At 70.3% G+C, this 19,611-nt stretch carries 17 protein-coding genes; all 17 read right to left on the minus strand.

Going from position 1 to position 19,611, the window contains the following annotated elements; all coding sequences use genetic code 11:
- Positions 1–19: 19 nt before the first annotated feature.
- Entirely contained in the window at positions 20–1,213 is a 1,194-nt protein-coding gene (metK, locus tag AB0O93_RS05730) for a methionine adenosyltransferase (protein ID WP_053547444.1), read from the minus strand.
- Positions 1,214–1,322: 109 nt separating this feature from the next.
- Positions 1,323–1,577 carry a DNA-directed RNA polymerase subunit omega gene (rpoZ, locus tag AB0O93_RS05735; RefSeq protein WP_053547443.1) on the minus strand — a complete coding sequence of 85 codons (255 nt, stop codon included), beginning with the start codon at positions 1,575–1,577 and terminating at the stop codon, positions 1,323–1,325.
- Positions 1,578–1,667: 90 nt separating this feature from the next.
- Complete coding sequence (locus AB0O93_RS05740; protein WP_363341372.1) at positions 1,668–2,243, minus strand: CoA-binding protein; 576 nt, start codon at positions 2,241–2,243, stop codon at positions 1,668–1,670.
- The gene (locus AB0O93_RS05745; protein ID WP_363341374.1) at positions 2,240–3,559 is read right to left on the minus strand and encodes an O-acetylhomoserine aminocarboxypropyltransferase/cysteine synthase family protein; all 1,320 of its coding nucleotides are present in this window, start codon (positions 3,557–3,559) and stop codon (positions 2,240–2,242) included. The genes AB0O93_RS05740 and AB0O93_RS05745 overlap by 4 nt, the downstream gene beginning before the upstream one ends.
- A gap of 37 nt (positions 3,560–3,596) precedes the next feature.
- Positions 3,597–5,630, minus strand: a complete 2,034-nt coding sequence (gene acs / locus AB0O93_RS05750) for an acetate--CoA ligase (protein WP_363341376.1) — start codon at positions 5,628–5,630, stop codon at positions 3,597–3,599.
- A 1-nt stretch (position 5,631) separates the two neighbouring features.
- Complete coding sequence (locus AB0O93_RS05755) at positions 5,632–6,462, minus strand: ABC transporter permease (RefSeq protein ID WP_363341378.1); 831 nt, start codon at positions 6,460–6,462, stop codon at positions 5,632–5,634.
- Positions 6,459–7,502, minus strand: coding sequence for an aliphatic sulfonate ABC transporter substrate-binding protein (locus AB0O93_RS05760; protein WP_363341380.1), 1,044 nt, complete (start codon positions 7,500–7,502; stop codon positions 6,459–6,461). The genes AB0O93_RS05755 and AB0O93_RS05760 overlap by 4 nt, the downstream gene beginning before the upstream one ends.
- On the minus strand, positions 7,499–8,350 hold the full coding sequence (locus AB0O93_RS05765) for an ABC transporter ATP-binding protein (RefSeq protein ID WP_363341382.1): 852 nt from the start codon (positions 8,348–8,350) through the stop codon (positions 7,499–7,501). The genes AB0O93_RS05760 and AB0O93_RS05765 overlap by 4 nt, the downstream gene beginning before the upstream one ends.
- Before the next feature lie 53 nt (positions 8,351–8,403).
- Positions 8,404–9,300 carry a guanylate kinase gene (gmk, locus tag AB0O93_RS05770; protein WP_363341384.1) on the minus strand — a complete coding sequence of 299 codons (897 nt, stop codon included), beginning with the start codon at positions 9,298–9,300 and terminating at the stop codon, positions 8,404–8,406.
- On the minus strand, positions 9,293–10,183 hold the full coding sequence (pyrF, locus tag AB0O93_RS05775) for an orotidine-5'-phosphate decarboxylase (RefSeq protein ID WP_363341386.1): 891 nt from the start codon (positions 10,181–10,183) through the stop codon (positions 9,293–9,295). The genes gmk and pyrF overlap by 8 nt, the downstream gene beginning before the upstream one ends.
- Complete coding sequence (gene carB / locus AB0O93_RS05780) at positions 10,180–13,467, minus strand: carbamoyl-phosphate synthase large subunit (RefSeq protein WP_363341388.1); 3,288 nt, start codon at positions 13,465–13,467, stop codon at positions 10,180–10,182. The genes pyrF and carB overlap by 4 nt, the downstream gene beginning before the upstream one ends.
- On the minus strand, positions 13,467–14,621 hold the full coding sequence (carA, locus tag AB0O93_RS05785; protein ID WP_363341390.1) for a glutamine-hydrolyzing carbamoyl-phosphate synthase small subunit: 1,155 nt from the start codon (positions 14,619–14,621) through the stop codon (positions 13,467–13,469). The genes carB and carA overlap by 1 nt, the downstream gene beginning before the upstream one ends.
- Positions 14,618–15,127 (minus strand): hypothetical protein, encoded by a 510-nt coding sequence (locus tag AB0O93_RS05790; RefSeq protein ID WP_363341392.1) that lies wholly within the window; start codon positions 15,125–15,127, stop codon positions 14,618–14,620. Before AB0O93_RS05790 ends, carA begins: the two co-directional genes overlap by 4 nt.
- A gap of 13 nt (positions 15,128–15,140) precedes the next feature.
- Positions 15,141–16,475: a dihydroorotase gene (locus AB0O93_RS05795; protein WP_363341394.1), complete on the minus strand. Its 1,335-nt coding sequence runs from the start codon at positions 16,473–16,475 to the stop codon at positions 15,141–15,143.
- Positions 16,472–17,452 (minus strand): aspartate carbamoyltransferase catalytic subunit, encoded by a 981-nt coding sequence (locus tag AB0O93_RS05800; protein WP_363341396.1) that lies wholly within the window; start codon positions 17,450–17,452, stop codon positions 16,472–16,474. The genes AB0O93_RS05795 and AB0O93_RS05800 overlap by 4 nt, the downstream gene beginning before the upstream one ends.
- Entirely contained in the window at positions 17,449–17,979 is a 531-nt protein-coding gene (pyrR, locus tag AB0O93_RS05805; RefSeq protein ID WP_363341398.1) for a bifunctional pyr operon transcriptional regulator/uracil phosphoribosyltransferase PyrR, read from the minus strand. The genes AB0O93_RS05800 and pyrR overlap by 4 nt, the downstream gene beginning before the upstream one ends.
- Before the next feature lie 64 nt (positions 17,980–18,043).
- Positions 18,044–19,600: a Rieske 2Fe-2S domain-containing protein gene (locus AB0O93_RS05810; RefSeq protein ID WP_363341400.1), complete on the minus strand. Its 1,557-nt coding sequence runs from the start codon at positions 19,598–19,600 to the stop codon at positions 18,044–18,046.
- Between the last annotated feature and the right edge of the window lie 11 nt (positions 19,601–19,611).

The raw sequence follows: 19,611 nt of genomic DNA on the forward strand, positions 1-19,611 counted from the left end.
AGCCGGTCGGGCACCGCCCTCACAAGCCCGCGGCCGCGCGGAGGTCGTCGGCGCGGTCGGTGCGCTCCCATGTGAACTCCGGGAGTTCGCGACCGAAGTGGCCGTAAGCGGCCGTCTTGGCGTAGATGGGCCGCAGCAGATCCAGCTGATCGATGATCGCCTGCGGACGCAGGTCGAACACCTCCAGGATCGCCCGGGTGATCTGATCGTCGGAGACGTGACCGGTGCCGAAGGTCTCGACGTACATCCCCACGGGGGCCGCCTTGCCGATCGCGTAGGCGACCTGGACTTCCAGCCGATCGGCGAGGCCCGCCGCGACCGCGTTCTTGGCGACCCAGCGCATCGCGTACGCGGCTGAACGGTCGACTTTCGAGGGATCCTTGCCGCTGAACGCACCGCCGCCGTGGCGGGACGCGCCGCCGTACGTGTCGATGATGATCTTGCGACCCGTGAGTCCGGCATCCCCCTTGGGGCCGCCGATGACGAACGGGCCGGCGGGGTTGATGATGAAGTCGGTGCCCGAGATGTCCAGGCCCGACTCCGCGATGACGGGTTCGATGACTTCGGCACGCACCGCGGCGCGGAGCGCGGCGAGCGAGATGTCCGGGTGGTGCTGGGTCGACAGCACGACGGTCTCCACCGTCCGCGGCACGACGCCGTCGTAGCCGAGCGTCACCTGCGTCTTGCCGTCGGGGCGGAGGAACGGGAGGGCGCCGGAGCGGCGCGCCTCGGACAGGCGCTCGGCGATGCGGTGCGCCGTGTGGATGGCGGTCGGCATGAGCTGCGGGGTCTCGTTCGTGGCGAACCCGAACATGATGCCCTGGTCGCCGGCACCGAGCGCGTCGACGGGATCGAGGGATCCGCCTTCCCGGTGTTCGATCGCGGTGTCGACGCCGGCGGCGATGTCACCGGACTGCTCGCCGATCGACACCGTCACTCCGCAGGAGTCACCGTCGAACCCGGTCTCGCTGGAGGTGTAGCCGATGCGGTTCACCACGCCGCGCACGACGCCGGGGATGTCGACGTATCCGTCCGTGCGCACCTCGCCCGCGACGTGGACGAGCCCCGTCGTCACGAGGGTCTCGACCGCCACGCGGCTTCCCGGGTCCTGCGCGATCAGCGCATCGAGGACGGCATCCGAGATCTGGTCGCAGATCTTGTCCGGATGCCCTTCCGTGACCGACTCGGACGTGAACAGGCGCAGGGCGGACATCGATCCTCCAGATCGCGGGACGGGGCGGGGCGGGAACAAGTATGCCCCTGATCGCGGACACGGCCGCGATCAGGGGCACCGGGCCGTCACACGACGGCCGAAAGCGGGATTACTCCGCGTGACGCAGACGCAGCTTGTCCTCGTGGATCTCGTGCATCGCGATCGTGAGCGGCTTGTCCTCGACCGTGGAGTCGACCAGCGGACCCACGTTGTCGAAGAGGTTCCCCTCGTGCAGGTCGGAGTAGTAGTCGTTGATCTGGCGCGCGCGCTTGGCCGCGTAGATCACCAGCTGGTACTTCGAATCGACCTTCTCGAGAAGGCTGTCGATGGGGGGCTCGATGATGCCCTGGTTCGTTCCGGCCATGGGAACCTCCTCGGTTCGGCGGATGGGAAAAATGAGGTCGGCGGCGCGCTCGGCAGAACGCGCATCGGATCAGTCTACCGCGACGGACCGTCAGGACGCGGACGGACGGCTGATCAGCTGTCGCTTGGAGCTGAGGACGCCGGTGTCGAACCCGGCGAGGTGCAGTCCGCCGTGGAAGCGGGCGTGTTCGATCTTCACGCAGCGATCCATCACGACGCGAAGACCCGCGTCCTCCGCGATCCGAGCCGCATCCTCGTTCCACGACCCCAGCTGGAGCCACAGGGTCTTCGCCCCCGCCTCCACGGCCTCCTGCGCGACACCGGGGAGGTCGTCGTGGCGGCGGAAGACATCGACGATGTCCGGCGCGTACGGCAGGTCCGCCAGCGAGGGGTACGCGGGGCGGCCGAGGATCGAGGACGCACGCGGATTCACGAAGAACACCTCGTAGGGGGCGCTCCCGAGCAGGTACGAGCCGACGAAGTAGCTGGCACGGGCCGGGTTGTCCGACGCGCCGACGACCGCGATCGACCGCGCGGAGCGCAGGATCTCGAATCGCTCCTGAGCGTTCGGACCCACCCAGGTGCGGCCGGTGTCGACGACGGGCGCACCGGGAAGCGCGCACGCCTCTCCGACGGAGGGCTGCGGGAGGGCGCAGGAGTCGCTCATCGGGTCACCCCCGTCGCGGCGGTGAGCGCCTGATCGAGGTCCCACAGGATGTCCTCCGGGTCCTCCAGCCCGACCGAGATGCGGATGAGATCCGCGGGCACGCCCGCCCGGACGAGCTGATCGGCGGTGAGCTGGCGGTGCGTGGTGGACGCCGGGTGGATCACGAGGGTCCGGGCGTCGCCGATGTTCGCGAGGTGCGACGCGAGCTGGAGGGCGTCGATCACGGCCTCCCCCGCCCGGCGCCCGGCATCCGGGTCGTCGCCGTCCGCACGGACGCCGAAGGCGAAGACCGATCCCGGCCCGAGCGGCAGGTAGCGCTCGGCGCGGGCGTGGTGCGGGTGGTCCGCGAGTCCCGCCCACGTCACGAAGGACACGCGGGGATCGTCGCGCAGCCACTCCGCGACGATCCGCGCGTTGGCCAGATGGGCATCGATGCGCTGCGGCAGCGTCTCGACGCCCTGCAGGAGCTGGAACGCCGCCTGCGGGCTGAGCGCGGGTCCGATGTCGCGCAGCTGCTCGCTGCGCAGCCGCGTCAGGAAGCCGTACTCGCCGAAGTTGTCCCACCAGCGGATGCCGCCGTAGGACGGGACCGGCTCGGTCATCTGCGGGAACTTGCCGTTGCCCCAGTCGAAGGTGCCCTTCTCGATGACGACGCCGCCGAGGGTCGTGCCGTGGCCGCAGAGGAACTTCGTCACGGAGTGGATGACGATGTCGGCCCCGTGCTCGAGCGGGCGCGCGAGATAGGGCGTCGCCAGCGTCGAGTCGACGACGAGCGGGATGCCGGCCGCGTGGGCGATGTCCGCCAGGGCGGCGATGTCGGCGATCTCGCCGGAGGGGTTGCCGATCGTCTCGACGTAGAGCACCTTCGTCTCCGGTCGGATGGCCGCGGCGTAATCGGCCGGGTCGCTGGAGGGGACGAACGTCGTCTCGACGCCGAAGCGTCGCAGGGTCACGTCGAGCTGCGTGACGGTCCCGCCGTACAGCTGGGCCGAGGCCACGACGTGGTCGCCCGCCCCCACGAGCGCGGCGAAGGTGATGAATTCCGCGCTCATGCCCGACGCGGTGGCGACGGCGCCGATGCCGCCCTCGAGGGACGCCAGTCGCTCTTCGAGGGCGGCGACCGTGGGGTTGCCGATGCGCGAGTAGATGTTGCCGTACTTCTGCAGGGCGAAGAGGTTGCCCGCATCCGCGGCGTCGTCGAAGACGAAGGACGTCGTCTGATAGATGGGGACGGCCCGGGCGCCGGTGGCGGCGTCGGGGGTCCCGCCGGCGTGCAGGGCGCGGGTGCGGAAGCCGAACCGGTGATCGTCGCTCATGCTGCTCTCTCTGTGGGGGCGTTCGGGATGATGCCGCTCAGGCGTCGGCGAGGGCGTCGGCGATCTGGGTGACGGCCCAGGGGTTCTGCAACGACGTGGTGTCGCCGAGGGGGCTCGGGGCACGCCCCGCGCGGCGATCCTGCTCAGCCTCCCACAGCTGTCCGAGGAGGCGGCGCAGGATCTTGCCGGAGCGGGTTTTGGGCAGCTCCGGCACGACGATGAGGTGACGGGGCTTCGCGATCGGCCCGATCTCCCGCGCGACCTGGGAGCGCAGCTCCGCCGGCTGCGGGGCGGCGGCGCCCGAGGCGACGACGAACGCGGCGACCGCATGGCCCGTGACCGGATCGGCGACCGCGGTGACGCCCGCCTCGCCGACGCTCTCGTGCGCGACGAGCGCGGACTCGATCTCGATCGTCGACATGCGATGCCCGGAGACGTTCAGGACGTCGTCGAGCCGACCGAGGATCCAGATGTACCCGTCGGCGTCGATCGTCGCGGAGTCCCCGGCGACGTAGTAGCCGCCGTGGGCTCCGTGGCCGGCGTACTGCGCCCAGTACGAGTCGCGGTAGCGGGCCGCGTCCTTCCACACCGTGCGCGCCATCCCGGGCCACGGTCGTCGCACGACGAGGGTCCCCGAGCGACCGGGGGCCACCTCGCGGCCATCCTCGTCGACGACGGCCGCGTCGATCCCCGGGAAGGGAACGGAGGCCGAGCCGGGCTTGAGGGTCGTGACGCCGGGGAGCGGCGCGATCATGGCCGCGCCCGTCTCGGACTGCCACCAGGTGTCGACGACCGGCAGGGAGTCGCGGCCGAATGTGCGCCGGAACCAGACCCAGGCGGCGGGGTTGATCGCCTCGCCCACGGTGCCGAGGAGGCGGAGCGAGGACAGATCGTGGCCGGGGGGCAGCTCGTCGCCGAACCAGGTCATGAAGGTGCGGATGAGGGTGGGCGCGGTGTAGTACACCGTGACGCCGTACCGCTCGATGATCTCGAGGTGCCGGGTGCGCACCGGCGTGTCGGGTGTCCCCTCGTAGATCACCTGGGTGAGCCCGTTGGAGAGCGGGCCGTAGATCTCGTAGGTGTGGGCCGTGACCCACGCGAGGTCCGCGGTGCACCAGTGCACGTCGTCCTCGTGGGCGTCGAAGTGCGCCCAGTGGGCGAAGCTCGCGTGGGTGAGATACCCGCCGGAGGTGTGCACGAGCCCCTTGGGCCGGCCCGTCGTCCCGGAGGTGTAGATGATGAAGAGCGGATGCTCGGCATCGAACGCGTCGGGCCGGTGCTCCGGTGACGCGGCGTCGACGACGTCGTGCCACCAGATGTCCCGGCCCGGCGTCCACGGGACGTCCTGCCCGGTGCGACGGACGACGAGGACGTGCTTCAGGTGGGCGAGTCCGTCCGCCGCCTCATCGGCGGCGGTCTTGACCTCGACGGCGGCCCCGCGGCGGTACTGCCCGTCGGTGGTGACGAGGAGCTTCGCCTCGGTGTCTTCGAGGCGGAAGCGGAGCGCCTCGGCCGAGAAGCCGCCGAAGACGAGCGAGTGGACCGCCCCGATGCGCGCGCACGCGAGCGTGATCACGACGGTCTCCACGAGCACGGGGAGGTAGATCACAACGCGATCGCCGGGCCCGATGCCGAGGGACAGGAGAGCGTTCGCCGCCTGCGCGACGCGACGCTGCAGATCAACGTAGGTGACGGTGACCCGGTCACCGGGTTCGCCCTCGAAGTGCAGGGCGACCTTCTCGCCGCAGCCCGTCGCGACGTGCCTGTCGACGCAGTTCTCCGCGACGTTCAGGCGCCCGCCGACGAACCAGCGCGCCGCCGGGACCGACAGCGTCCCCTCGGCATCCCGGACCGGCGGATCCCACTCGTGGGCGGTGTCCCACGGGCGTGCCCATGTCAGCCTCTCGGCCGCGCGCTCCCAGAAGGCGATCGGGTCCGCCGCCGCCGTGGCGTACACGTCGGCGGCCACGTTCGCGCGCGCCGCGAGCTCGGCGGTCGGAGGGAACGCCCGGGTCTCCACGAGGCGTCCCTCAGAACCGGGAGCGCTGCTCCCGTCATCGACTCCGCTCATGTCAGATCCACCGCCGGAGCAGGTATTTCTGCACGATGCTCAGGATGCCGTTGGTCAGGGTGCCGAGGACAGCGAGCAGCACGATGGCGAGGAGGATGCGGTCCACGCGCCCGTTCGACTGCGAATCAGTGAGGAGCCAGCCGAGCCCCATCGACGCGGCGATGAGCTCGGCGGCGACGAGGAAGAGCCAGGCCTGCGCGAGAGCGAGTCGCAGTCCGGCCATGATCGAGGGGACGACGGCGGGAAGCTGAACGGTGCGGAACAGAGCGAATCCGCGCAGGCTGAACGACCGCGCCATCTCCACCGACCGCGCATCCACCTGACGGAGCGCGAGGCTCACGGTGGTGAAGACGGGGAAGAACGCCCCGATCGCGATGAGGGTCACCTTCGAGTCCTCCCCGATCCCCATCCACAGAAGGAGGAGCGGGACGAGCGCGAGAGAGGGGATCGCCCGGAAGGCGGCGAGCGTCGGACTGAGCAGGATGTCTCCCGCCCGCGTCAGCCCCACGATCGCCGCGACGGCGAGACCGATCACGGCGCCGACCGCGAAGCCGAGGAAGACGCGCTGCACCGAGATCGCGATGTGGATCCACAGGTCACCGCTCTCCGCCAACTGCACCGCCGCATCAAGGACGCTCGCGGGGGGCGGGAGACGATACGCCGGCACCAGACCGGACACCGTTACGGCCTGCCATACCGCGAGGATCGCCAGCGGCACGAGCGCTCCGCCGACGATGCGGACCGAGCGGCGGCTCCAGAACGCGCGCGCCGACGACCCCGGACGCGCGGTGGCGTCCGGGGTCGTGCGGCTCTGCGCGGGCGCGGAGGTCATCGCCCCTCGGTCGCCTGCACGGCGAAGGTGTCGTTGACGATGGTGTCGAGCGCGTCGTTCACGGCGCTCTCGCCGCCCTGCACCGCGTCCGATGCCACGAGGACCGGCGCGATCACGCGGAGGACGTCGAGCTGGGCCTCACCAGGGACACCCGAGACGTCGAGGTTCGAGCGCTCCTGGATGACGGTGCTCGCGACCTCGATGTCGATCGCCGCGACCTCCGCCAGGAGCGCGGCGGTCTCCTCGGGGTTCTCCAGCGCCCAGGCGCGCGCCTCCTCGTACGCGTCCACGACCACCTGCGCGACATCCGGGTGGTCGGTGAGGAAGCTCTCGGTGGCGTTGAGGAAGCCGTAGGAGTTGAAGTCGACGTTGCGGTAGATCAGCTGCGCGCCGGACTCGACCTCCGCGGCCGCCATGATCGGGTCCAGGCCCGCCCACGCGTCGACGGAGCCGGCCTCGAGCGCCGCGCGCCCGTCGGCGTGCTGCAGGTTCTGCACCTCGATGTCGTCGACCGACAGACCCTCGGTCTCCAGGGCCTGCAGGAGGAAGAAGTAGGGGTCGGTACCCGTGGTGGCCGCGACGGACTTCCCGGCGAGGTCGGCGACGGACGTGATGTCGCTCCCCTCGGGCACGACGATCGCGGACCACTCGGGCTGCGAGTAGATGTCGATGACGTGGATGGGCGACCCGTTGGCCCGGGCGAGGAGCGCCGCCGACCCCGCGGTCGAGCCCACGTCGAGGGAGCCGGCGCGCAGGAACTCGTTGGCCTTGTTCGAGCCGGCGGACTGCACCCACTCGACGGTGACGTCATCGCCGAGCACGTCCTCGATGAGTCCCTGGTCTCGCACGATCAGGCTCAGCGGGTTGTAGGTGGCGAAGTCGATCGACAGCGTGTCGGTGGACCACTCCGAGGCGGTGCCTGCGGTGTCGCCGTCGGACTGCGCGGAGGCGTTCTCGCCCGAGAGGCACCCGGTCGTGGCCATCATCATCGCACCGGCGAGGACGATCGCGGGTACGGTGCGGCGGATGACGGTGCTCATCGGGTCTCCTCGAGAGTCTGGTGATGGGTGGGGACGCCGAGTCCTTCGAGGAGCTCGGCGCGCAGGTCCGCGAAGACGTGATCTGCACGATCGCGGGGACGGATGCCGGGGACGTCGACAGTGCGGGCGACGGAACCGGACGCGGGGTCGTCACCGAGGGTGCGCAGGAGCACCACGCGGTCGGCGAGGTAGAGGGCCTCCTCCACGTCGTGCGTCACGAGGACGACGGTCGTGGGTCGGGAGGCGTGGATGTCCAGGAGCAGGTCCTGCATGCGCAGACGCGTGAGGGCGTCGAGCGCGCCGAACGGCTCGTCGAGGAGGAGCACTTCGGGTCCGCGCGCGAGGGCGCGTGCGAGCGACGCGCGCTGCGCCATCCCGCCGGAGACCTCCGCGGGCCGGCGATCCGCGGCCTGGTCCAGCCCCACGAGACGGAGCAGATCGGCCACGCGGTCGCGTCCCTCGCGCTTCGCCGTCCCGCGCGGGAGACCGAGCGCGACATTCTGCGCGATCGTCCGCCACGGCAGCAGGCGCGGCTCCTGGAAGGCCACTGCGGTGCGGTCGTCGGTGTCGCGCACGGCCGAGGAGTCCAGCGTGATGGTTCCGCGGGATGGCTGGTCCAGACCCCCGAGGAGCTTGAGCAACGTGGACTTGCCGCACCCGGAGGGTCCGACGATCGCGAGGATCTCCCCCGCGGCGAGGTCGAGGTCGACGTCTCTCAGCACGGCGTGCTCCCCCTGCGGGGTCGCGAAGGCGCGCGACAGACCCGTCAGGCGGACGACACCGCGGGCGGTCTGCGCGGACGCTGCGGGCACGGCGGGCGCGAGGAGGGTGGACACGTCTTCGATCATGCCGACTCCATGACCACCCCCGCGTCACGGACGTAACGTGACGAAATGCAGCGTCAGGAGCCGAGCGCGGCGATCTCCGTGGCAGCACGCGCGACGTCGTCGTTCACGACGCGGTAATCGAACTCCGCCTGCGCCGCCAGCTCGCCGCGCGCGGTGCGCAGGCGTCGCGCCTGCTCCTCCGGACCCTCGGTGCCCCGGCCGATGAGCCGGTTGACGAGCTCGTCCCAGCTCGGCGGCAGGAGGAAGACGAGCGTCGCCGTCGGCTCGGCGGCCCGCACCTGGCGCGCACCCTGCAAATCGATCTCCAGGAGCACCGTCCTGCCCTCGGCGAGAACCTGCTCGATCGGGCCACGGGGCGTGCCGTACCGGTACGCGTTGTGGACGGTGGCCCATTCCAGGAGCTCCCCCTCCGCCACGAGCCGGTCGAACTCCGCGTCGTCGACGAAGTAGTAGTGCTCGCCGTGGACCTCACCCGGACGCGGTGCACGCGTCGTGGCCGAGACCGAGAGGTGGATGTCGGGGTGGTGCTCCTTGATGTGGGCGGCGACGGTGCCCTTGCCGACCGCCGTCGGACCCGCGAGGACGAGGAGGCGGCTGCGGCCGGACCGCGGAGCGGGCTCGGGGAATCGGGCGTCGAGGAAGGCGCGCAGCGCCTCCCGCTGGCGCGCACCGAGACCACCCAGACGCTTCACCGGCGAGATGCCGAGGTCGGCGAGGATGCGGTCGCGCTTCCCGGCGCCGATCGCCGGCACACTCGTCAGGAACTCCGTGATGCGCATCGCGCCCGCCGGTGAGGTCGGGGCGTCCAGCGCGCGCCGCAGAAGCTCTTGGGGGGTGATCACCCGCGTGGCGACGTCGTTCTTCAGCGCGGCACGCTCGCGGCGCGCGGCCACGGCCCGCCGGGATGCGGCGACCCGGTCGACCTCGGGAGGAGTTCGCGAATCAGCCATCGTGCGTTGCTCCCCCGCGGCCGCGCGCGATCCCCGCCTCCCGGTAGAGGGCGGAGCGCTCGTCGATGCGCGCGGTCAGGCCCTCAGGACCCGCCGAGAGGACGCTCCGGCTCTCCGACGCGAGGACATGCGCCGCGACGGCGCCGAAGAGCCGCGGCAGATCGGCTGGAGACGCACCCTGCGCGCCGAAGCCCGGTGCCAGCAGCGGGGCGCCGGCGAGCACGTCGTCCGTCAGGCCGAACTCGTGCCGGTCGACGGTCGCCCCGACGACGAGTCCGATCGGGCCCAGCTCTCCGCCGAAGGCGGCGGAGCCGTTGACCCACGCGATGTCCCGTGCGACGCGGCGGGCGACGGACTGGTCCTCTTCCGCTTCGACATCGACCGTGCGCGCCGTCTGTAGCGCCGCGGCCTCCGGATTGCTGGTCGCGGCGAGGACGAACACGCCCTTGCCGAGTCGCACCGCTCCGGTGAGGGTCGCGCGCAGCGACTCGGGCCCCAGGTAAGGGCTCACGGTGAGGGCGTCGGCCTCGAGCGGCGAGCCCGGCGTCAGCCAGGCGGCGCTGTACCCGTCCATCGTCGATCCGATGTCGCCGCGCTTGGCGTCGGCGATCACGATCAGTCCCGCGGCCCGCGCGGACGCCAGCACGGACTCCAGCGCGGCGAACCCCGCGGCGCCGAAGCGCTCGAAGAAGGCCACCTGGGGCTTGACGACCCCGACGCGTCCCGCCGCCGCGTCGACCACGCGGAGCCCGAAGTCGCGGGCACCGGCCGGTGTGTCGCCGAGCCCCCAATCGCTCAGCAGGTGCGGGTGAGGGTCGATCCCCACGCACAGGGGTCCGAAGCGATCCAGCGACTCCCTGATGCGGCGTCCGAACGAGCTCACGCGCGCCCAGCCCGATCGACGGCGTACTCCTGGAGGCTGCGGACCTCGAATCCGCGACGGAGCACGGGAATCGCGCTGACCGCCGCGCCGAGGACGGCCATCGTGGTGAACAGCGCTTTGTCTCCCGCGACCGCGGCGGCGCGGATCTCGTAGCCGTCAGCCCGAGCCATCCCGCCCGACGGGGTGTTCACGACGATGTCGATTTCCCCCGCGTTGATGAGGTCGACGATGTTGGTCTCCCCCGACTCCTGCGTGGACGAGTACTTGTTCACGACCGTGACGCGGATGCCGTTCCGCGCGAGGATCTCCGCCGTCCCCTCGGTGGCGACGAGCTCGTAGCCGAGCTCGGCGAGCCGATGGGCGGGCAGGATGACCGCACGCTTGTCGCTGTCGGCGACGGAGATGAACACGCGACCGCTCAGCGGCACGCCGCCGTAGGCCGCTTCCTGCGACTTCGCGAACGCGGTCGGGAAGTCGCGATCGATTCCCATGACCTCGCCGGTCGAACGCATCTCGGGGCCGAGGACGGAGTCGACGGTCTGTCCGTCCGCGGTGCGGAAGCGCTTGAAGGGGAGCACCGCCTCCTTCACCGCCACCGGGGCGTCGAGCGGCACCCGCGACCCGTCGCGTTCGGGAAGGAGGCCCTCGGCGATCAGGTCGGCGATGCTCGTGCCGGCCATGATGCGGCTCGCGGCCTTTGCGAGGGGGATGCCGAGCGCCTTCGAGACGAAGGGCACCGTCCGGCTCGCCCGCGGGTTCGCCTCGATGACGTAGAGGACCCCCGCGCTGACGGCGAACTGGACGTTGAGCAGACCCCGGACGCCGATGCCGCGCGCGATCGCGCCGGTGGCCTCGCGGACGCGGTCGATTTCGGTGCGCCCGAGGCTCACCGGCGGAAGGGTGCAGCTGGAGTCGCCGGAGTGGATACCGGCCTCCTCCAGGTGCTCCATCACGCCGCCGACGTAGAGCGTCTCGCCGTCGAAGAGCGCGTCGACGTCGATCTCGACCGCGTCATCGAGGAAGCGGTCGACGAGAAGAGGGAGCCCCGGACCGATGATGGCCTGATCGGCGATGCGCAGGAAGTAGTCGCGGAGGCTGTCGGTGTCGTAGACGATCTCCATGCCGCGGCCGCCGAGAACGAAGCTCGGACGCACCAGCACCGGGTACCCGATGTCCTCGGCGACGGCGACGGCGCCCTCGACGTCGATCGCGGTGCCGTGGCGCGGTGCCACGAGGCCCGCCTCCTCGAGGATGCCGCTGAACAGCCCGCGCTCCTCCGCGAGGTCGATCGCCGCGGGCGACGTGCCGAGGATCGTGTAGCCGGCCTCCTCGATGCCCTTCGCGAGCCCCAGCGGCGTCTGCCCGCCGAGCTGGCAGACGACGCCGAGGATCGTGCCCGACTGCGCTTCGGCGTGGAGCACCTCCAGGACGTCCTCGAGCGTCAGCGGCTCGAAGTACAGGCGGTCGGACGTGTCGTAGTCGGTGGAGACGGTCTCCGGGTTGCAGTTGACCATGACCGTCTCGAAGCCGGCATCCGACAGCGCGAACGAGGCGTGCACGCACGAGTAGTCGAACTCCACGCCCTGGCCGATCCGGTTCGGCCCCGAACCGATGATGACCACCTTCGTGCGCTCCGACGGGCTCACCTCCGTCTCGGCGTCGTAGCTGGAGTAGTGGTAGGGCGTGAGCGCGGGGAACTCCCCCGCGCACGTGTCGACGGTCTTGTACACCGGACGGATGTCGAGTCCGTGCCGGACCGTCCGCACGGACACCTCGTCGACGCCCCGGAGCTGGGCGATCTGGGCGTCGCTGAAGCCGTGCTCCTTCGCGATGCGCAACACACGGCCGTCCAGTTCGGCCGCCGTGCGGACGAACTCCGCGACCTCGTTGATGAGGACGATCTGGTCGATGAACCACGGGTCGATCGCCGTCGCCTCGAAGGCCTGCTCGGGCGTCGCGCCCAGGCGCAGGGCCTGCTGGAGGACGACGATGCGTCCGTCGGTCGGGATCTTCGCGATGTCGAGCAGCTCGTCGACCGAACGGGACTCCTCGCCCCAGTGGAAGCTCGAGCCGCGCTTCTCCAGCGACCGCAAGGCCTTCTGGAGGGCCGTGGCGTAGTTCCGACCGATCGCCATCGCCTCGCCGACGGACTTCATGGTCGTGGTGAGGGTGGTGTCGGCGGCCGGGAACTTCTCGAAGTTGAACCGCGGCACCTTCACGACGACGTAGTCGAGGGTGGGTTCGAAGCTCGCCGGCGTCACCTTGGTGATGTCGTTCGGGATCTCATCGAGGCGATACCCGATGGCGAGCTTCGCGGCGATCTTCGCGATCGGGAATCCCGTGGCCTTGGATGCCAAGGCCGACGAGCGCGACACGCGCGGGTTCATCTCGATGACGATGATGCGGCCGTTGGTGGGGTCCACGGCGAACTGGATGTTGCACCCGCCGGTGTCCACGCCCACCGCGCGGATGATGTCGATGCCGATGTCCCGCATCTTCTGGTACTCGCGGTCGGTCAGCGTCAGCGCAGGAGCGACGGTGATGGAGTCGCCCGTGTGGACGCCGACGGGGTCGACGTTCTCGATCGAGCAGACGACCACGACGTTATCGGCGTTGTCGCGCATGAGCTCAAGCTCGTACTCCTTCCACCCGAGGATCGACTCCTCCAGCAGCACCTCGGTCGTCGGCGAATCGCGCAGGCCCGCGCCGGCGATCCGGCGCAGGTCCTGCTCGTCGTAGGCGAAGCCGGACCCGAGACCGCCCATCGTGAAGCTCGGGCGCACCACAAGCGGGTATCCGAGCTCCGCGGCGCCGGCGAGCACCTCGTCCATCGTGTGGCAGATGCGGCTGTCGGCGACGTCCGCGCCCGAGTCGAGAACGAGCTGCTTGAACAGCTGCCGGTCCTCGCCCTTGTTGATCGCCTCGAGGTTGGCGCCGATCAGCTCGACCCCGTACTTCTCGAGGACGCCGTGCTTGTCGAGCTGGATCGCGGCGTTCAGCGCCGTCTGCCCGCCGAGGGTGGGCAGGATCGCGTCCGGCTTCTCCTTGGCGATGATCGTCTCGATGGTCTGCCACGTGATCGGCTCGATGTACGTGGCGTCGGCGAAGTCCGGGTCGGTCATGATGGTCGCCGGGTTCGAGTTGACGAGGATGACGCGCACGCCCTCCTCGCGCAGCACGCGGCAGGCCTGGGTGCCGGAGTAGTCGAACTCGCACGCCTGGCCGATGACGATCGGGCCGGACCCGATGACCAGGACACTGGTGATGTCGTCGCGCTTGGGCATCAGTTGTCGTCCTTGCTGTGGGCCGCGAGCACCATGTCGCGGAACCGGTCGAAGAGGTAGTTGGAGTCGTGGGGGCCCGCGGCCGCCTCGGGGTGGTACTGCACGCTGAAGGCGGGGATGTCGAGGGCGCGGAGTCCTTCGACCACGTCGTCGTTCAAGCCGATGTGGCTCACTTCGACGCGCCCGTACCCGTTCGGGCTCTCCACGATGCCGTCGGTGGGGGCGTCGACGGCGAACCCGTGGTTCTGCGAGGTGATCTCCACTCGGCCCGTCGCCTTGTCGAGCACGGGCTGGTTGATGCCGCGATGGCCGAACGGGAGCTTGTACGTGCCGAAGCCGAGCGCGCGCCCGAGGAGCTGATTGCCGAAGCAGATCCCGAAGAAGGGCAGACCGTCGTCGAGGACGGCGCGCAGCAGCTCCACATGCTGGTCCGACGCCGCCGGGTCGCCGGGGCCGTTGGAGTAGAAGGCCGCGACGGGCTCGATGGCCCGGATCTGCTCGATCGTCGCCGACTGCGGGAAGACGTGCACCTCGAACCCGCGCGCGGCGAGGTTGTTGATCGTGGCGGTCTTCACACCCAGGTCCAGCACCGCGAGGTTTCCGATGCGCTCGCCGACGGCGGGGGTCACCTCGACCTCGCTGACCGACACCTCCGCGGAGAGGTTGCGCCCGCGCATGTCCGGGGCCTCGCGGACGAGGCGCAGCTGCTCCTCGGCGTCGAGGCCCGCCGCGTCACCCGAGAACACGCCGCCGCGCATGCTGCCCTCGGAACGGATGCGGCGGGTGACGGCACGCGTGTCGATGTTGCTGATGCCGACCACTCCGTCGCGCACGAGCGCGTCCGGGAGGCTCTCGTCGGCGCGCCAGTTCGACACGACGCGCGACGGGTCGCGGACGACGTAGCCCGACACCCAGATGCGGCGGGATTCCGGGTCTTCGTCGTTCATGCCGGTGTTGCCGATGTGCGGCGCGGTCTGCACCACGATCTGACCGGCGTAGGAGGGGTCGGTGATGGTCTCCTGGTAGCCGGTCATGCCGGTGGCGAAGACCACTTCGCCGAGTGTCGTGCCCCGGGCACCGTAGGCGTCGCCCGGGTAGCGGGTCCCGTCCTCGAGGACGAGGACGGCGGGGTCGAGGTCGAAGGGAGAGGTCATGCGTCGTGTCCCGTCTTGTTCTTCGGAAGGAGGGCGCCCAGAGCGTCGGCGAGGGCTCGCGCCGAGGCATCCTGCGGGCGGAAGTAGGAGTCGACCGTCGTGTCGTCGTCGATGAGCCACGAGACGCGCACGAGCCCGTCCCGCTCGACGACGCGGTCGATGGCGACGGTGGCCTGCGCGACGGCCGTCACGCGCGCCGCGGGGAGGAAGATGGGGGCTTGCCCGGTGAGGCCGATCGCGACGCCCGCCGAGGCCACGCGGACCTCGCCGCGGGAGCGGAAACCCAGACCCCGGACCGCGAGGCGCTCGAGCGGATCACCGTGGCGCGTCGTGGCGACGTACAGGACGGGGAAGGATGCCGCGACCTCGGCACCGGCCGGCAGATCGCCGAAGGGCGCCGACCACCCGGCATCGCGGCGGGTACGTCGTCGCCACGCCCAGCCGAGGAGCGCGACGACCAGGACACCGACCCCCACCGTGATGAGGAGTGCCCCCTCGCGGGTCACGCGCACACCCCGTTCATGAGCGGGCCCCGGGACGGTCCAGGACCGCGCCGTCGGCCACGGTGACGAGACCGCCGTGGACGGTCCAGCGGATCGCGCCGGGGAGTTCTCGGCCCACGTAGGGCGAGTTGACGCTCCGCCCCTCGAGGTCGGCGGTGCCGAAGGTGCGGACCGGTGCGGGGTCGTGGAAGACGAGGTGCGCGGGATGCCCGACGGTGATCGGCGTGCCGTGTCCGGCGAGGCGGCCGATGCGCGCGGGCTCCCGTGACATCACCCGGGCGACATCCGCCCACGTGAGCATCCCGGTGTCGACCATCGCGTGCTGGACGACGCGCAGCGCACTCTCCAGCCCCACCATGCCGTTGGCCGCCGCACCCCACTCGCAGGCCTTGGCCTCCGTGGGGTGCGGGGCGTGATCGGTCGCGACGATGTCGATCGTCCCGTCGGCGAGTCCCTCGCGCACGGCGCGCACGTCCTCCTCGCGACGCAGCGGCGGGTTCACCTTGAAGCGCGGGTCGTAGTCGCGCACCAGATCCTCGGTGAGCAGCAGGTGGTGCGGGGTCACTTCCGCCGTCACGTCCACGCCGCGCTTCTTGGCCCACCGGATGATCTCCACCGATCCCGCGGTGGAGAGGTGGCACACGTGGAGGCGCGAACCGACGTGCTCGGCGAGGAGGACGTCGCGGGCGATGATCGACTCCTCCGCCACCGCCGGCCACCCGGTCAGTCCGAGTTCGGCCGAGACGGCGCCCTCGTTCATCTGGGCTCCCTCGGTGAGCCGGGGATCCTGCGCGTGCTGGGCGATGACGCCGTCGAAGGCCTTGACGTACTCCAGCGCCCGGCGCATGATCAGCGGGTCCCACACGCAGAAGCCGTCGTCGCTGAACACGCGGACGCGGGCGCGGGAGTCGGCCATGGCGCCGAGCTCCGCCATCCGCTCGCCCTTCTGCCCGACCGTGACGGCTCCGATGGGCTGGACCGTGACGAAACCGGCGGCTTCGCCGAGCGCGAGCTCCTGCTCGACGACCCCGGCGGTGTCGGCGACGGGAGAGGTGTTCGGCATCGCGAACACGGCCGCGTACCCGCCCGCGGCGGCTGCACGCGAACCGGTCAGGATCGTCTCGGACGCCTCGTACCCCGGCTCGCGCAGATGGGTGTGGAGGTCGACGAGACCGGGCAGGGCCACCAGACCGTCGACATCGATCTCGGTCGCGCCGCTGCGGCTGAGGCCCGCACCGACCTCGACGATCAGACCGTCCGCGACCAGGATGTCGGCGGCGGCGGCACCGTCGATGCGTGCGCCGCGGAAGATCAGCCGTTCGGGGGTGGCGGTCGGCGGTGACTGGGTCATCGGGGGCTCTCCTCGTCTGCGGCGTTCCGGTCGTCGGGTCCCGCGCCCGCCAGAAGCAGGTAGAGCGCGGCCATGCGCACCGAGACGCCGTTGGCGACCTGCTCGAGGACGGTCGAGCGGGCGCTGTCGGCGGCCTCTGCGGAGATCTCCAACCCCCGGTTCATGGGGCCCGGGTGCAGAACCATCGTATCGGCCGGGAGGGCCGACGCTCGCCGGGCGTCGAGCCCCCAGATCCGCGAATACTCCCGTTCAGTGGGGAAATACGCCGCATTCATCCGTTCGAGCTGGATGCGCAGCATCATCACCGCATCCGGTTCCCGCGCGAGAGCCTCGTCGAGGTCGTACAGGACCTCGACCGGCCACCGGCTGACGTCTTGCGGGACGAGCGTCGGCGGACTCACCAGGGTGACGTGCGCTCCGAGCGCCGTGAGCAGCCAGACATTGGAGCGCGCGACGCGCGAGTGCAGGACGTCGCCGACGATCGTCACGCGGATGCCGGCCAGATCCCGGCCGCGGCTGTCGGTGCCGAATCGGCGCTTGCGGATCGTGAAGGCGTCCAGAAGCGCCTGCGTGGGGTGCTCGTGGGTGCCGTCGCCGGCGTTGACCACACCGGCGGAGATCCACCCGCTCGTGGCGAGGGTGCACGGCGCGCCGGAGGCTCCGTGGCGGATGACGACGGCATCCGCCCCCATGGCCTGGAGGGTCTGCGCCGTGTCCTGCAGAGACTCCCCCTTGGACACGCTGGAGCCCTTGGCGGAGAAGTTGATCACATCGGCCGACAGGCGCTTGGCCGCGGCCTCGAACGAGATCCGGGTTCGGGTGGAATCCTCGAAGAAGAGATTCACCACCGTCTTGCCGCGGAGGGTCGGGAGCTTCTTGACCTCGCGGCGCTGGGTGTCGGCCATGTCCTCGGCGACGTCGAGAATGCGCAGGGCGTCCTCGCGCGACAGGGTGCGGGTGTCCAGGAGGTGCCTCATGACTCGATCGTCACCTCCTCGACGCCGTCCACTTCCCGCAGGCGGACGTTGACGCGTTCTTCTCTCGCGCTGGGGAGGTTCTTGCCGACGAAGTCCGGCCGGATCGGCAGCTGCCGGTGCCCACGATCGACGAGCGTCGCCAACCGCACCGCGGAGGGGCGTCCGATGTCCTGGAGCGCATCGAGGGCGGCACGGATGCTCCGGCCGGAGAACAGCACGTCGTCGACGAGGACGACCGTGCGTCCGTCGATGCCGACCGAGGGGATGTCGGTGGGCTGCGGGGTGCGGGTCGGGTTCCGATGCAGGTCGTCGCGGTACATCGTGACGTCCAGGGCGCCGACCGGGACGGCGATGCCGCCGAAATCGCCGACGAGCGCGCCGATCCTCTGCGCGAGGGTCGTACCCCGCGTCGGGATGCCGAGGAGGACGAGATCCTCCGGTCCCTTGTTGGACTCCAGGATCTCGTGGGCGATCCGAGTCAGGGCACGCGAGATGTCGGCCTCGTGAAGCACGATACGTGTGCTCATCCGCCGCTCCCTTCTCCGCCTCACAGGACGGGATTAAAGGTTGCTGTGGTGATCGCAGGACAGCCTATCGGACGGCGGCATCCTCGGTGACGCGCTGCGAGCGGATCGGGTGGCCGGTCGTGGTCAGGCAGCGTCCGGTTGCCAGGTCCCACTTCCAGTCGTGCAGTGAGCAGGTGAGGACGCCGTCCTCGATCTTGCCGGTCTTGGTGAGGTCCGCCCGCAGGTGCGGGCAGCGGCGCTGGACCTGCCAGCCGTCGATCTCGGCATCCTCCGTCTGATCGGATTGCTCGGCGTACCAGTTCTCGACATACTCGATGCGGTCCCGCGAGAGGCACTTCAGGAACGTCGTGAGGAACTCGTTGAACTTGCCCGAGCGCCCCACCTCGAACTGCATCGAGAGGAAGATCGAGTTCGACCAGTCGATCTCGTGGTCGCGGATGTTCGTCGAGACCAGGTCGGCGGGAATCGTGTACCAGTACACGCACTCCTCCCCCGCGTACTCCCGGAGCTTGGCCTTGGGGAAGTCCACGACCATGTCGAGCTCGCCGATGCGGAAGCGCACCATCCCGCCGACGCCGTTTCGGATCGTCCGCGCCCGCCGCAGCAGCGGCTCCCACCACTCCTTCAGGGCGGCCAGCATCTCTGCGGGCGGGATGATGTCGGCGCGGGTGGCCTCTTCCGCCGCGATCTCGTCCTGGCGGCTGTCGCGCTGCGCGGCGAGGTACTCCCACTTGTCCTCGAAGATCCGGGCGATCTCCGCCTCGGAGAAGAGCGTCTGTGTGACCGTCACGTCGCTCCCGCGCACGTCGACCACCGTACCGGGGAGGAACAGGTGGCCCTTCTGCTCCGGGCGGACCTCCGCCATGTGCTGGAGGAACTGGTGCTGGTCGGTGAAGATCGAATCGTCCTCGAGTCCCGTGCCGTTGTACCGGAACAGCGCGTCGCGCAGGAACATCGGCGGCCCGGCCATCGGGAAGACGTGCGCGGCGTCGACCTTCTCGATGTAGTACATCGCGCGCTTGTTCTGGGCGTCGCGCTTCAGCTGGGCGAAGTTCTGCTTGGCGTCCTGAGGCAGGTCGTAGACCATCGGCCACCAGATGGCCCCCGAGACCTGGGTGAAGTAGGCGTCGGGCTTACCGAAGTCGAACAGCTTCTCGAGGTCCAGCGGGTGGGAGTCGTTCTGGTTCAGCACCGAAGCGGTGCCGTCGTCGACCGAGAGCGACGAGTCGCCGATGGGGCCGTCGCTCGGCGCGCGCAGCGGCGTCACCATGAGCCTCAGCGACCCGAACTCCAGGGGGACGCCGGCCTCGGTCCGCACCAGATTGGTGTAGCCGAGGGCGATCAGGTCCTGCTCGAGATCGTCGGTGGGGTACTCCGGCAGAAGCACGCGGATGTCCTTCGAGACGTACCGCTCGAGGAGTGCCGGGTCGAAGTGGTCGCGGTGACGATGCGAGATGTAGAGGAAGTCCGCGGCACCGTACCGCTCCCAGTCGAGCGCGCGGTTGTCCGGGAACGGAAACCACGAACCGAAGAAGCTGGGGCCGATCACCGGGTCACAGAGGATCGAGCCCCCCGCGGTCTCGATGAACATCCCGGCGTGCCCGAGGCCTGTGATCTTCATGTCGCTCCTGT

It is taken from the genome of Microbacterium sp. NPDC077184, assembly GCF_040687055.1.
Lineage (GTDB): Bacteria > Actinomycetota > Actinomycetes > Actinomycetales > Microbacteriaceae > Microbacterium.